Source organism: Sphingomonas sp. 22176 (assembly GCF_052045505.1).
Taxonomy (GTDB): Bacteria; Pseudomonadota; Alphaproteobacteria; order Sphingomonadales; family Sphingomonadaceae; genus Sphingomonas.
The window spans coordinates 101,867-115,632 of sequence record NZ_JBQEPL010000008.1 but is presented as its reverse complement, the minus strand read 5'-3'; the positions used below and the strand labels follow the sequence as shown (position 1 = coordinate 115,632).

General features: G+C 68.1%; 12 protein-coding genes. 9 read left to right on the top strand and 3 right to left on the bottom strand.

The features are described from left to right. Positions 1 to 7: 7 nt before the first annotated feature. From ACTJKY_RS19255 to ACTJKY_RS19230, 6 genes are read left to right on the top strand one after another with little or no spacing between them, the layout of a single operon-like run. On the top strand, positions 8 to 910 hold the full coding sequence (locus ACTJKY_RS19255) for a VOC family protein (protein ID WP_440847709.1): 903 nt from the start codon (positions 8 to 10) through the stop codon (positions 908 to 910). 4 nt (positions 911 to 914) lie between these two features. After that, positions 915 to 2,072, top strand: a complete 1,158-nt coding sequence (locus ACTJKY_RS19250) for an alpha/beta hydrolase family protein (RefSeq protein ID WP_440847708.1) — start codon at positions 915 to 917, stop codon at positions 2,070 to 2,072. After that, the gene (locus ACTJKY_RS19245; protein ID WP_440847707.1) at positions 2,069 to 3,253 is read left to right on the top strand and encodes an MFS transporter; all 1,185 of its coding nucleotides are present in this window, start codon (positions 2,069 to 2,071) and stop codon (positions 3,251 to 3,253) included. The genes ACTJKY_RS19250 and ACTJKY_RS19245 overlap by 4 nt, the downstream gene beginning before the upstream one ends. 11 nt (positions 3,254 to 3,264) lie before the next feature. Further along, on the top strand, positions 3,265 to 3,828 hold the full coding sequence (locus tag ACTJKY_RS19240; RefSeq protein WP_440847706.1) for a cupin domain-containing protein: 564 nt from the start codon (positions 3,265 to 3,267) through the stop codon (positions 3,826 to 3,828). A gap of 2 nt (positions 3,829 to 3,830) precedes the next feature. Continuing rightward, complete coding sequence (locus ACTJKY_RS19235; RefSeq protein ID WP_440847705.1) at positions 3,831 to 4,757, top strand: NAD-dependent epimerase/dehydratase family protein; 927 nt, start codon at positions 3,831 to 3,833, stop codon at positions 4,755 to 4,757. Beyond that, entirely contained in the window at positions 4,748 to 5,710 is a 963-nt protein-coding gene (locus tag ACTJKY_RS19230) for a fumarylacetoacetate hydrolase family protein (RefSeq protein ID WP_440847704.1), read from the top strand. The genes ACTJKY_RS19235 and ACTJKY_RS19230 overlap by 10 nt, the downstream gene beginning before the upstream one ends. Positions 5,711 to 5,867: 157 nt before the next feature. On the opposite strand, the gene ACTJKY_RS19225 is transcribed toward ACTJKY_RS19230, so the two are convergent. Further along, positions 5,868 to 6,668: a gamma-glutamyl-gamma-aminobutyrate hydrolase family protein gene (locus ACTJKY_RS19225; protein WP_440847703.1), complete on the bottom strand. Its 801-nt coding sequence runs from the start codon at positions 6,666 to 6,668 to the stop codon at positions 5,868 to 5,870. A 4-nt stretch (positions 6,669 to 6,672) separates the two neighbouring features. Next, positions 6,673 to 7,314, bottom strand: a complete 642-nt coding sequence (locus ACTJKY_RS19220) for a peroxiredoxin (protein WP_440847702.1) — start codon at positions 7,312 to 7,314, stop codon at positions 6,673 to 6,675. A 603-nt stretch (positions 7,315 to 7,917) separates the two neighbouring features. Here ACTJKY_RS19220 and ACTJKY_RS19215 point away from each other — a divergent pair. From ACTJKY_RS19215 to ACTJKY_RS19205, 3 genes are all read left to right on the top strand, one after another. Next, entirely contained in the window at positions 7,918 to 10,338 is a 2,421-nt protein-coding gene (locus ACTJKY_RS19215; protein ID WP_440847701.1) for a membrane-bound PQQ-dependent dehydrogenase, glucose/quinate/shikimate family, read from the top strand. 248 nt (positions 10,339 to 10,586) lie between these two features. Next, positions 10,587 to 10,853: a hypothetical protein gene (locus tag ACTJKY_RS19210; protein WP_440847700.1), complete on the top strand. Its 267-nt coding sequence runs from the start codon at positions 10,587 to 10,589 to the stop codon at positions 10,851 to 10,853. Positions 10,854 to 11,159: 306 nt separating this feature from the next. After that, positions 11,160 to 12,125 carry a serine hydrolase gene (locus ACTJKY_RS19205; RefSeq protein WP_440847751.1) on the top strand — a complete coding sequence of 322 codons (966 nt, stop codon included), beginning with the start codon at positions 11,160 to 11,162 and terminating at the stop codon, positions 12,123 to 12,125. Between the two features lie 30 nt (positions 12,126 to 12,155). Here ACTJKY_RS19205 and ACTJKY_RS19200 read toward each other — a convergent pair whose 3' ends face one another. Further along, positions 12,156 to 13,718, bottom strand: a complete 1,563-nt coding sequence (locus ACTJKY_RS19200; RefSeq protein WP_440847699.1) for a L,D-transpeptidase family protein — start codon at positions 13,716 to 13,718, stop codon at positions 12,156 to 12,158. Positions 13,719 to 13,766: the final 48 nt, after the last annotated feature.

Sequence of the window (13,766 nt, the reverse complement as noted above, 5' to 3'; positions counted from 1 at the left end):
ACCGATCATGACCCGTGTCACCGAGATCCGCTATGTCGGCTATGCCGTCGCCGACTTCGACGCCGAGAAGCGCTTTTACGAAGAAGTATGGGGCCTGGAGCCCGTGCCCAGCGACGATGGCCTCGCTTGGTTCAAGGCACAGGGGCATGATGAGCATCATGTCGTCCGCCTCCGCCCCGCTGACGAGAACCGGATCGACGTGATTGCGCTGTCGGCAGACAGCCGCGCCGATGTCGACGCGCTGCACGCGAGGGTGGCCGAGGCCGGCTGCACGATCGCGCGGGCACCGGCCGACCTTACCACGCCTGGTGGCGGCTATGGCTTCCGCTTCTTCTCGCCCGACGGCCTGTTGTTCGAAGTCTCCAGCGACGTCGCGCGTGGCCAGCGGCGGGAGATCGCGCGCTGGGACGGCGTGCCGGTGAAGATCAGCCATATCGTGCTGCACTCGCCCGATCATCAGGCCGCGGTGAAATTCTTCGCCGAGGTGCTCGGCTTCAAGGTGAGCGACTGGCTGGGCGACTTCATGTGCTTCCTGCGCTGCAACTCGGCGCACCACCGCATCGCGCTGCTGCCCGGGCCGGCCTGCCTCAACCATGTCGCCTATGACATGGAAGGGATCGACGGGATGATGCGCGGTGCCCACCGGCTGAAGCTGAACGGCATCAATATCGGCTGGGGCCCCGGGCGGCACACCGCCGGCAACAACACCTTCAGCTATTTCGTGACCCCCAGCGGGTTCGTCACCGAATATACCTCGGAACTGGACGAGGTCGATTTCGATGCCCACCAACATCAGGTCTACGCGCCCGCACCGCTGATCATGGACCAGTGGGGCATCGGCACCGGCGGCCCGCAGACGCTGCCGCACCCTGCGCCCAATCCTGGCCTGTTCGTGGCGGTGGAGGCCTGATCCCATGGCGCTGTTCGAATATTTCCCCAACTATATCTGGAACCTGTCGGTCGCGATCGCGATGGAGAGCGGGGGGCAGATCGGCGAGCTTGTCGACATGTGCCAGCCGATCAAGGACGCCGCTGCCGCGGGTGCCGATGCCGGCACGCCGCAGTTCATGGCGCAGTGGGTCGCGATGGCCGACAAGCTGATCGAGCTGGCTGCCGAGGACGAGGCGCGGGGCCGTGCCTTCTCCGCCTCGACCAAGCTGGAGCGCGCGGCGCTGTATCTGTTCACCGGCGAGCGGATGCAGGGCCATGGCCATCCCGGCCGCAAGGAGACCTATGCCAAGGCGCGGGCGACCTTCGATCGCTCCACCGTCCTTGGACAAATCGACCGCGAACGGGTGGAAATTCCGCTGGAGACCGGCACCATGCCGGCGCTCTACACCCGCGCAGCCGGCGACGGGCCCAAGCCGGTCGTGGTCTATTGCAACGGCCTCGATAGCTGCAAGGAGCTGCTCTACTGGTCGCGCCTGCCCGAGGCGCTGGCGCGGCGCGGCATTTCCACGCTGTGCGTCGACCAGCCCGGATCGGGCGAGGCACTGCGGCTGCAGAATCTCCCGGTCGATCCGCATTCCGAGCATTGGGCCTCGAAGGCGGTCGACTGGCTGGAGCAGCAGCCCGACGTCGATCCCAAGCGCATCGGCATGACCGGTATTTCGCTGGGCGGCCATTTCGCGCCTCGTGCGGTCGCCTATGAGCCGCGCTTCGCCTCGGGCGCCTGCTGGGGCGCCAACCATAATTGGGCCGAGGTGCAGCAGAAGCGCCTGAAGCGCGAGGGCGAGAACCCGGTGCCGCATTATTGGGCGCACGTGATGTGGGCGTTCGGCGCCACCGACATGGACGATTTCTTCGCCAAGGCCGCCGACATGAACCTCAACGGCCATATGGACGGAGTGACGGTGCCTTTCCTCGTCACCCACGGTGCCCAGGATCGCCAGATCAGCGTCCAGTACGCGCACGACTGCTACGACCAGCTGGTCAACAGCCCGAAGCGCGAGCTCAAGATCTTCACCGCGCGGGAGGGCGGGGTGGAGCATGTCGGGGCCGACAACATGTCCTATGGCCGCGACTATATTGCCGACTGGTTCGCCGAAACGCTAGGCGGGCACACCGCATGAGCGGGGCAGCAGGAGCGCAGGTCGCGTCCAGCCGGCACGCGATCCTGCTGATCGTAACCGCGGTGATGCCGACAATGGGCATCGTCGCGCTGGTGCCGGTGCTGCCGATGCTGCTGCGCGAGTTTGCACCCGTGCCCGGATCGGCGGTGCTGGTGCCGGTGGCGCTGACCATCCCGGCCCTGTGCATCGCGCTGTTCTCGCCGGTGGCGGGCGCGCTCTCGGATCGGTTCGGGCGCAAACCGGTGCTGCTGGCGGCGATGCTGGTCTATGGGCTGGTCGGCGCGCTGCCGCTGCTGCTGAAGGACCTCACCGCGATCATCGGCGCGCGCGCGGTGCTCGGGCTGGCCGAGGCGGCGATCATGACCGTCTCCACCGCGATGCTCGGAGACTATTTCGACGGGGCCCGCCGCGAACGCTGGATTGCCATCCAGATGGCCGCGGTGAGCGTCAGCGCGATATTGCTGGTAGCGCTGGGCGGCGCGCTTGGCGAGCTGCTGGGATCGCGCGGGCCGTTCCTGCTCTATCTGGTCGCGCTACCGATCGCCGTGGCGGTTGCGGCGATGCTGTTCGAGCCGGTGCACCGGGCAAGCCGCGCGGCGGGTAGGGCCAAGCTGCCGCTCGGCACGTTGCTGCCGGTGTTGCTGATTACCGTCGCCGTCGGCGTGCTGTTCTACACGATCATCGTCCAGGTCGGTCCGATCCTGGAACGGAGCGGGGTGACCTCGCCCGCGCGGATCGGCCTCGCCGCGGCCGGCACCAATCTCGGCGTCGCGATCGGCAGCATGTTGTTCGGACGGTGGAAAGCCCATGCCGGGCCGCGGCTGCTCGCCGCGGGCCTCGCCGTGGTTGCCATCGGCTATGCCGGCGCGGCACTAGCGCCGGGTTTCGAGGCGATCACCGGCTTCGCGATCCTCGCCTGTATCGGCAGCGGCCTGATGCTGCCCAACATGCTCGCCTGGGCGATGCGCCGTCTGCCTGCGGCCGCGCGCGGTTCCGGCACCGGCGCCTGGACCGGCGCCTTCTTCCTCGGCCAGTTCGCCGCCCCGCTGATCGCCTCCCTGCTGGCGCCCGCCACGGGCGGCCTCTCTCAAACCCTGCTGCTCTACACCGGGCTGGCACTGGCGGGAGCGCTCGCTGCGCTGATCGCCGGCAGCCGCACCCCCATGCTCACCTCCGCTTGAAGGATCTATCGATGGAAAAGCCCATTCGCCGCGTCGTCACCGGTCATGATGCCCAGGGTCGCGCGATCATCCAGGAAGACGGCACCGTGCCGCGCGTCCAGCGTGTCGGCGGCGCGATTGGCCCGATGTTCCATGAAGTCTGGAACACCCAGGCGTCGCCCGCGCCGATCGACGCAGTCTCGGGCGAGCCGCACGAGGACGGCATCGTGCTCGCGCCGCCGAAGAAAGGCACCCGCATCCGCGTGCTCGACATTCCGCCCGAAGGCGACGGCATCCGCAACATGACGCCGGAAGAAGCGCGTGCCCATTTCGCCGAAGTCGGCGCCGGCAGCGCCTCGGCACATGGCGAAGGTTCGCGCCACGCCCTGATGCACCGGACCGAGACGATCGACTATGGCATCGTCCTCGAAGGCGAGCTGGTGCTGATCCTGGACGAGGGCGAGACGACGGTGCGCGCCGGCGACATCGTCATCCAGCGCGGTACCAACCATGGCTGGTCGAACCGGTCGGACAAGAACTGCCGCATCGCCTTCATCCTGGTCGACGGCGCGTTCGACGAGCCGCTGAAGCGCTGACCATGCGGCTTACCATCACCGGCGCCGACGGCTTTGTCGGCCGGGCGATCGTCCGGCAGCTCCGCCAAAGCGGCGCTGCCGCCGAGCTGCTGCTGGTCGACCGGGTATTTGCCGAGCCCGGTCCGGAACGTCGACTGGCGGGGGACCTGACCGACCCCGCGCTGATTGAGACGGCGACGCGTGACTGCGATGCGCTGCTGCATCTGGCCGCGCTTCCCGGCGGCGCGGCGGAGCGCGATCCCGCGGCTTCGCGCGCGATCAACCTCGACGTGCCGCTGCGGCTGATCGAGGCGATGTCGGGGCGGCGGCTGGTGCTTGCCGGCTCGATCGCGGTGTTCGGGGCGGCGCCTAGCGGACCGGTCGACGATCGCACCGTGCCGGTGCCGGACAGCGTCTATGGCACGCACAAGCGCATGGTGGAGCTCGCCTTTGCGGACTCAGCACGGCGCGGTGCGCTCACGGGGGCCGTGCTGCGTCTGCCGGGGATTGTGGCGCGGCCGCCGGCGGCGGCAGGGTTCGGCTCCGCCTTTCTGAGCGAGGTGTTTCACGCGGCGGCGACGGGCCGGGCCTATGTCGTGCCGGTCGCACCCGATGCAACGAGTTGGCTGAGCTCCCTGCGCGCCTGTGCGACGAACCTTGCCCACGCGTTGCTCGCCGACGGCGTGGAGCAGGACCCGGTAACCCTTCCAGCGCTCCGGGTTCGGATCGGCGATCTCGTCACCGCGCTTGCGCGCCGTTTTCCCGGCACGGCGATCACCCATGCCGAGGACCTCGCGCTGCGCCGGGCCTTCGCCAGCTATCCGCCCCTCGTCACGCCGCGCGCGGCTGCGCGGGGCTTTGCCGTCGAACCCGATCTCGACGCACTTGTCGATGCGGTTCTGGCCGATCTTCCCTCGATCCCGACACAAGGAGGCCCCTCATGCGCCTAGCCACCCGGGACAATGCCACGCCCGATGGGGAACTCGTCATCGTCTCTGCCGACGGCGCGCGCTGCCTGTCCGCCGGATCCCTGTGCCCGAACCTGCTCTCTGCCGTGGAGCGGTGGGACCAGGTTCGCCCGGCGCTGCAGGGTCTCGACATGCGGCTGGCGGCCGGGGAGGGCGCGCCGCTCGATCCCGCGACCCTGCGCGCGCCGCTCCCCCGCACCTGGCAGTGGCTCGACGGTTCGGCGTTCGCGACACATGGCGAACTGATGCAGCAGGCGTTCAACCTGCCGCCCATCGAGACGGACAGGCCGTTGATGTATCAGGGCATGAGCCACCAGTTCCTCGCGCCGACCGAAGATGCGCGGTTCCCCTCCGCCGCCGACGGCATCGACTTCGAGGGAGAGTTCGGCGTGATCACCGGCGCGGTGCCGATGGGCTGTTCTGCCGAGGACGCGCTGGCGCATGTCCGGCTGATCATCCTGCTCAACGACTGGTCGCTGCGCACCATCGCGCCCATCGAAATGAAGACCGGCTTTGGCTGGATCCAGGCCAAGCCGGCCTGCAGCGTCGCGCCGTTTGCCGTGACCCCGGACGAACTGGGCGACGCCTGGAACGAGGGCCGTGTCTGCCTGCCGCTGACCGTGACGGTGAACGGGACATGGTTCGGCAGCCCCAATGGCAGCGCCATGGTCTATGGCTTTCACGAGCTGATCGCCCATGCCGCGCATAGCCGCAGCCTGGCCGCGGGGACGATCATCGGATCGGGCACCGTCTCCAACGCCGATTACGCCCTCGTCGGATCGACCTGCATCTCCGAGCGCCGGGCCATCGAGAAGATCGCCCATGGCGCCTTCCGCACCGGCTTCCTCGGGGCAGGGGATCGCGTGGCGATGCAGGTGGGCGAACATGCCGACCATTTCGGCCGCATCGATCAACGAGTGTGGCTAACCGCCTGAGGCCACTGGGCGCATCAGGTGATGCGAGGGTAGGTATAAGCGCTTGCCCTTGCCCCAATGCGTTGCTCAGCACAGAGCCGCACGTTCTCCAAAGACACGTGAAGGTTCAGGCCGCGGGGCACCTGTTCTGAAAGTCATTGCAGGTGAAATCAGGTAGTTAGTGGCCCCGCGGGTGGCAAGCAAACCTGCTCGTTCCCCCGAACGCTGCCGGGTGCAAAGCGGCGCCGATCCTTTCAAAAAACCTGCGATCGGTCGCCGTGCGTGCGCCGTTCCATTCGGGGTGCCACTGAACGGCGAGCACCTCCGCGCCGCAGGGACGGGCGGAGATCGCCTCGACCAAGCCATCGCCCGGCGAGAGCGCTTCGATGGTCAGCCCGTCGCCCAGCCGGTCAACGCCTTCGCGGTGGACCGAGTTGACGATGATAGCAGCATCCCGCGTAACCCCGGCCAGCAACCCGCCAGGCGTGAGGGTCACGTGGTGGCGGTGCTCGAACAGTGCCTCGAACGGCATGTCACCTGCGCGGTGATGCTCCTCGCCGAGATCCCGGCGCAGCGAGCCGCCGAACAGCACGTTGATCTCCTGGAGACCGCGACAGATGCCGAACACCGGCCGGCCGCTTTCGATCATCCGCTCGGCCAGGGCGAGGGCGACGCGATCGCGCTGCGGGTCGGCACGTGACTCCGGTGCTGCTTGGCCTCCATAATGATGCGGCTCGATATCCGAGCGCGAGCCGGTGAGCAGCAGCCCGTCCAGTCGCCCAGTGAGCGCCGCCACGTCTGCGACCTCCGCCAGGGCGGGGACCAGCAGCACGGTCGCCCCCGAGATGCGCGAGAGCGGCTCGATGAAGCGGCTGGCCACCGCCTGAATCGGCCGGTCCGCCACCTCGTTGCAGCAGAGCACGCCGATCACCGGCCGCTGGGCGGCCGGGCTTGGATCGCGGCGGACGAAGCGGGCCATGCGCTCAGTCCGCCGCTTGGGGCTGCGGCACCGTGCGCAGATAGGGGGTGTGCTCGGTCCAGCCGAGCGGGAATAGCGCCTTGGCGGCTTCTGTGTCGAGCGAAGGCAGGATGATCACGTCGTCGCCCTGATGCCAGTTGGCCGGGGTCGCGATCTTGTGGGCGTCGGTCAGCTGGAGGCTGTCGATCGTGCGGAGCAGCTCGTCGAAGTTGCGGCCGGTCGAGGCGGGGTAGGTGAGGGTGAGGCGGACGCGTTTGGCGGGATCGACCACGAACACGCTGCGCACGGTGTTGGTATCCGAAGCGTTGGGGTGGATCAGGTCGAGCAGCGTCGCCACGCGGCGGTCGACATCGGCGATCAGCGGAAAATTGAGTGCCGCGCCTTGCGTCCGTTCGATGTCGCCGGCCCAGGCAAGGTGCTGGGCGACCGCATCGACCGACAGGCCGATCGCCTTGACGTTTCGCTTGTCGAACTCGGGCTTCAGCTTCGCCACCGCGCCGAGTTCGGTGGTGCAGACCGGGGTGAAATCCTTGGGGTGCGAGAACAGCACGACCCAGCTGTTGCCTGCCCAGTCGTAGAAGTTGAGCGGGCCCTGCGTCGATTCCTGGGTGAAGTCGGGGAAGGTGTCGAGAATCTTGAGCGACATGGAAATCCTCCTGTGGCCGACGACCGGCAGGATCAATGTCCTCCATATTGATAGGATTTGTGGCGAAGAAATTATTGGGGCTGCTGAAGCGTGCCGGTGGGTCTTCGGCGCGCATTCTCGGCGTGCGCGATGGGGTTAGACGTGCCGGTCCATTGCCACACCACCGCGCGGCCGCTGCTCAGCGCCGGCTGAACCAATAGGGCTCAGCGCCGCCGTGTCTGCCCGCGCGCGGCCGCAGCCTCGGCATGTGCGCTTGGGCTTGGGCGACGTCGCTACTTGTACCGGCGAGTTGGTCGCGGTCCGCTCAGGGGGCGGCAAATGCGATCCCGATCAGTGCCAGCACCATCCGCACGCCCAGCGACACCCGGTCGGGCGTCCGACACCGACGGCGCGTGATGCGCGCTTTGCCGATCGATGGACGAGGATTGCGCCGGTCCATGGTCTGCCTGTCCAGCTCAAGGTTCCACCCGCGTGCAGCCGAAGAGCTCCCCTTTTAAGACTGTTACGGAACATTGCTCGCGACGGTTCGGTTGAGCGCTGAAGCTGACGAAAGCGCCGGCTGCACGGTCGCGATGCTGCCGCGCGGCGCTCTTGGGAGAGCCGATGATGTCCGAGTTCCGCACACGAACCAGCGCCTTCTTCAGCGGGCCGTCCCATCCGAGCTGGACCGGGCGCATCGTCGGCGCCGTGCTTGCGCTGATCGGGCTGGTGCTCGCCATCGGCGGGGCGTGGCTTGGGCTATTGGGCGGCTCGCTCTACTATCTGCTCACCGGCGTGGCGATGGTGGTATCCGGCGTGTTGCTCGTGCGCGGACGGATACTCGGCGGCTGGCTCTATAGTGCCGTCGTCGTGCTCACCGTCGTCTGGGCATGGTGGGAGGTCGGCGCCAATGCCTGGGCGCAGGTGCCACGGGTGATTGCGCCGGTGGTGCTGCTGGTCCCGGTGCTGATCGCGATGGCGACGTTGAGCGGCAGGCACGCGCGCTGGCGGTTCGCCATGGGCGGCGCGGTGGCTGCGGTCGGGCTCCTCGCGGTAGATCTGGCGCTCGCCGCCGGCGGTCAGCCTGGCTGGATGCAAGGCGCGCTGCCCGCTCCGGGCACGCAGGGCATGGCAGATCCTTCCGGGCAGCAGACCGGCGCCGACTGGCCGAGCTATGGCGGTACCGGCAGCGCCCGGCGATATTCCCCGCTGGCGCAGATCAACGCCGCCAACGTCGGCAACCTCAAGCGCGCGTGGCTGATCCATACCGGCGACATGCCCAGCTCGGCCAAGATCGCCAAGACCTATGGGGCCGAGAACACGCCGCTGAAGATCGGCGACAGCCTGTATCTCTGCACGCCGAAGAACATCCTGATCGCACTGAACGCCGCCAATGGCGAGCAGCGCTGGCGCTATGATCCCAATGTGCCGGACAAGGCCATTCCGTATACGGCCGCCTGCCGGGGCGTGGTCTATTACGCCGTGCCCGGCATGGCGGCGGACCAGCCCTGCGCGACGCGGGTCATCGAAGGCACGCTCGATGCGCGGCTGATCGCGGTCGATGCGCGGAGCGGCCGCCCCTGCGCCGATTTCGGCACGAACGGCCAGGCGGACATCAAGCAGGGCATGGGCAAGGTGCCCTGGGGCTATGTCTCGATCAATTCGCCGCCGACCCTGGTGCGCGGGATCCTGGTCGTCGGGCATCAGGTGCTCGACGGGCAGGATCGCTGGGCGCCCTCCGGCGTGATCCAAGGCTTCGACGCGCACACCGGCAAGCTGCGGTGGGCGTGGGACATGATGCACCCCGACTGGAACGGCTATCCGCCGGCGGGCCAGGAATGGGCGCGCGGCACGCCGAACATGTGGACCATGGCGAGCGGCGACGAGCAGCTCGGGCTTGTCTACCTGCCGATGGGCAATGCCGCGGCAGACTATTATTCGAGCCTGCGGCGTCCGGAGGAGAACCAGTTCGCCACCTCGCTGGTCGCGCTCGACGTGACCACCGGCAAGCCGCGCTGGCGCTTCCAGGCCGTTCGCAAGGACGTGTGGGACTATGACTTCGGCGCACAGGCGACGCTGGTCGACTATAAGGGGGTGCCGGCGATGGTGCTGCCGTCCAAGCAGGGCGACATCTACATCCTCGACCGTCGCACCGGCCGTCCGCTGACCCCGGTCGGCGCGATCAAGGCCCCGCAAATCGGTGTCGAGCCGCAGCAGCGCGCCGCCACCCAGCCGGTGTCGCTGTGGCATACGCTCCGCAAGCGCGACCTGACCGAGCGCGACATGTGGGGCATGTCGCCCATCGACCAGATGGTCTGCCGCATCCAGTTCCGCCAAGCGAGCTACAAGGGCTTCTTCACGCCCCCCGAGGCGGACCGCCATTCGATCGAATATCCCGGCTATAATGGCGGCACCGATTGGGGCGGCATCGCGGTCGATCCCCAGCGCGGGGTGATCGTCGCCAATTACAACGACATGCCCAATTACAATCGGCTGGTGCCGCGCGCCGAGGCAAACAAGCGTGGCTGGACACCGCGCGACCAGGCCCGTGGGAAGATCGGCGGGGCCGAAGGTGCCGGCGATCCCCAGGCGCACACGCCCTACGCCATCGACGTCAATGCCGGCTGGCAGCTGCCCTTTACCGGCATGCTCTGCAAGCAGCCCCCCTATGGCGGCATCCGTGCGATCGACATGGCGACGGGCAAGACGATCTGGGACCGCCCGCTCGGCGAGGCGCGGACCAACGGGCCGTTCGGCATCCCGTCGATGCTGCCGATCACCATCGGCACGCCCAACAATGGCGGATCGGTGGTAACCGCCGGCGGGCTGATCTTCGTGGCGGCGGCGACCGACAACCTGATCCGCGCGATCGACCTGCGCACCGGCAAGACGCTGTGGAAAGACGTGCTGCCCGCCGGAGGGCAGGCTACCCCGATCACCTATGAGATCGGCGGCAAGCAATATCTGGCCATCTATGCCGGCGGCCACCACTTTATGAAGACGCCGATCGGAGATGAAGTCGTCGCCTACGCGCTGCCGTCGTAGGACGTCGGCGAGCGGTTTCCGGCGATGCAGACCGTCGCGACCCGCTTGCCTTGCTTCACCACCCGGTCTCCCGCGACCTTCCGGGACGTGCATCTTCGATTGCTTCGAGTGCAATGGTATCAAAGAGTTGAGAGGCGTACCTTTCCAATGGCCCGGCGGGAGGCGCATGCTCCGCGCGACCGACCGGCCGCGCGATCATTCACTGCATCGAACCGAGAAGACTCATGGCAGAGGATTCCAAGACCGAATTGCACCACTCGCTCAACCTGGCGGGTTTCCGCGCGCTGGCGACGGCGGCCGGCCTGTTGCAGCTTTGCCGCGAGTTGGAGACCGCAAAGCTTCTTCCTCCCGAGGCGATCGACCGCGTGCGCGAGGCGATGTTCAACGAACTGATGGAACAGGCAGCGCCCGCCCGCCGACATGATGCGGCCTTTGCGGCGCATCTCCGGCGCAGGCTCGAAGGGCTGTTTTCGGGCGCGGAGCGTCTCGGCGACACGCCCATCCTGCCGTCCTGAGGCGGTAAGACGTTTCGGGGAAATGCGGCGCCCCTCTTCCCGCGCTGCCGCGCCGATTCTTCGGCGGCGACGAATGATGGCTATCGAACGACGAACCGAAGCCGGTTGCTGTGCATCTTCCAGCGTTCGCTTGTAAGCGGTGGGCAAAGGGAGAGTTGTTTGCCGTTCATCGTCACTGCCGCCCGGATTGGCGCACGCGTCGCGCCGGTCGTCCTGCTCGCCGCCTGTGTTCCCGCCGCACCCCCTGCCGCCGTTAAGGCGCCACCGCCGCCGCCCGTTGCACGCCCCGCGCTAGTCGCGCCGCCGATCGACGCAACCTCCGCGACACAAAGGCCCAGGCGATCCGACGAGGCCCCCGCAGCCTTGCTCAATGCGGTCCAGTCCCTCGGTGCCGGGTTCCAGGGGCAGGTGGCGATCTCCGTCCGAGATGTCGACCGTGGCTGGATGATCGCCTGGAACGGCGACCGGCCGCATCCGCAGCAGAGCGTCAGCAAGCTGTGGGTCGCGATCGCGGTGTTCGACGCGATCGACCACCAGCGCCTGTCACTCGCCACGCCGGTGACGGTGACGCGGGACGACCTGACGGTGTTCCATCAGCCGATCCGTGCGCTGATCGGCCCGGACGGCTATCGCACCACGGTGGGCGCGCTGCTCGAATGCGCGCTGACCCGCAGCGACAATACCTGCAACGACGTGCTGCTGTGGAAGGTCGGCGGCCCTGCCGCGGTCCGCCGCATGCTGAAGGAGAAGGGCGTCGAGGGCGTCGGCTTCGGCCCCGGCGAGCGCGAACTCCAGGCGAAGACCGCCGGTCTGGTCTGGCGCAAGGAATGGGCAGGCGGCTGGGGCTTTCTCCAGGCGCGCGAGGCGATGCCTGCGGCTGAACGCCGCAAGGCACTCGATCGCTATCTGGCAGCGCCTTGTGACGGCGCGACCGCCAACGGCGTCACCTTGGGCCTGTCGCTGCTGGCACAGGACAAGCTGCTCAGCCACGCCTCCACCGAACGCCTGTTCGGAATCATGCTGGCGAGCAAGACCGGTCCCCTGCGGCTGAAGTCGGGGCTGCAGCCAGGCTGGAAGATGGCGCACAAGACGGGCACTGGCCAGGAACTCGGTGGGCTCGCCACCGGCTATAACGATGTCGGCCTGCTCACCGCGCCCAACGGGCACCGCTACGCGGTCGCGGTCATGATCGCCAGCACGCGCCAGCCGATCCCGGTACGCATGCGGCTGATGGGAGACGTTACGCGCGCGGTGATCCGCACCGCGGAATGAGGCCTGGCGCGGAGGTTGCCGGGTATTGACCTAGGGGCCGATGTCGATGGCGTCGGCCTTCGTCGTCGTATGCGCGCCGTCGTCGAAGCCGAGCGCCCGTGCGACCGGGCCGTTCCAGTCATAGGGATCGGTGCGGACCGTCACTCGGCCAACCTCGTCGACAAAGGCGTTCTGGTAGAGCAGCCGCACCGGGATGCGCACCGGGAGCGGCACGAAGCTCTGCTCGCCGCTAGCGCTGGCCGCCTGCCAGCGACCGCCCACGCCTTCATCCTCGGCGATGCGTTGCGCGAAGCCGAGTGCGTCCTCCACCCGCACGCAGCCATGGCTGAGATGCCGCTGGCTGCGCTCGAACAGGCCGGGCGCGCTGGTATCGTGCAGATAGATCGCCTGGTCGTTGACCATGTCGAACTTGACCAGACCCAGCGCATTGTCCGGCCCCGGCTGCTGGACGATATAGCCGCCCCTGCGCACCATGTTGTGGCTGGCGAGATAGTCGGGGCCGACATGCGCCAGCTCGCTATTCTCGATGGATTTCGGGATCGTCCAGGTCGGGTTGGCGACCAGCCGGTAGATCGGCGAAGACAGGAGCGGCGTCTCGCGGCCCGGCTTGCCGACGATCACCTTGCGCGTGTCGACCGCCACGCCGTCGCGATAGTAAGTGAGGCGCGCGGCGGCGATGTTGACGTCGATGCGCGTCGCCGGCGGCGTGCGATCCAGCCAGCGCAGCCGCTCCATCGCCACGGCGATCGCCCGCGCCCGGTCTGCGGGGCCGAGGTTGAGCACCTCGATCGTGCGCGGGCCGATCACGCCGTCCTCGGCAAGGCCGTAGTCGCGTTGGAGCGATCGGACCGCGTCCGCGAGTGCGTTGCTGTAGAGGCTGGCAGGGGCGCCGGCTTGCGGCTGCCCCGCCTCCGTCCCCAGCAGATAGCCCTCGGCGGCCAGCTGCTTCGCGATCGCCGGCACCCGGTCGTCGCGTTCGCCGGGACGGATCAGTCCCGCAGCGGCGATGGTGTCCGCGTGCCCGCTCTCGGCGCGCTGCTTTGCAACGGCTGTGCGATAGGCTTCGGACAGGCGGGCATAGTCTGCATCGCCGGGTGCGAGCCCGGTCAACCAGGGTTGCAGGTCGTGGCGTTCAAGGGCCTTCGCCAGCCCATCGACGAGGTCGGGGGCCGGGCGGGGCAGAGTATAGACGGCGTGCAGCGACTTGGGATCCACCACCCCCATGGCCAGCGCGTGGGCATACAGCAGCGCGGCGCGCGTGAACGCGACGTCGCGCGCTGCCGGCGTTTCGGCCGGGGCCGGTTCCGGTAGAAACCGCAGCCGCTCCAGCCCGTGGTCGGCGCGTCTTGCGAGGGTGTCTTTCAGCGCCTGCACGCGCGCATCGGTCCAGACCGGGTGCCAGCCGATATGCGCATAGAAGCGCTGCACGTCCGGCTCCGTCGCCAGCGCCCGCAGCGCGGACTCCGTCGCCTTGGGGGAGGGCTGCGCAGTCTCGCCTCGGGAGGACGCCTGCATGGCGATGGCGGGGATGGCGAACGACAGGGCAGTCGAAGCCGCAAGCGTGCAGCAGAAACGAAGCTTTTTGGAGGTCATGTCGTTGCCAACGCCTGCCACCCGCCGATCGCTCCCTTCGCGCGCCGT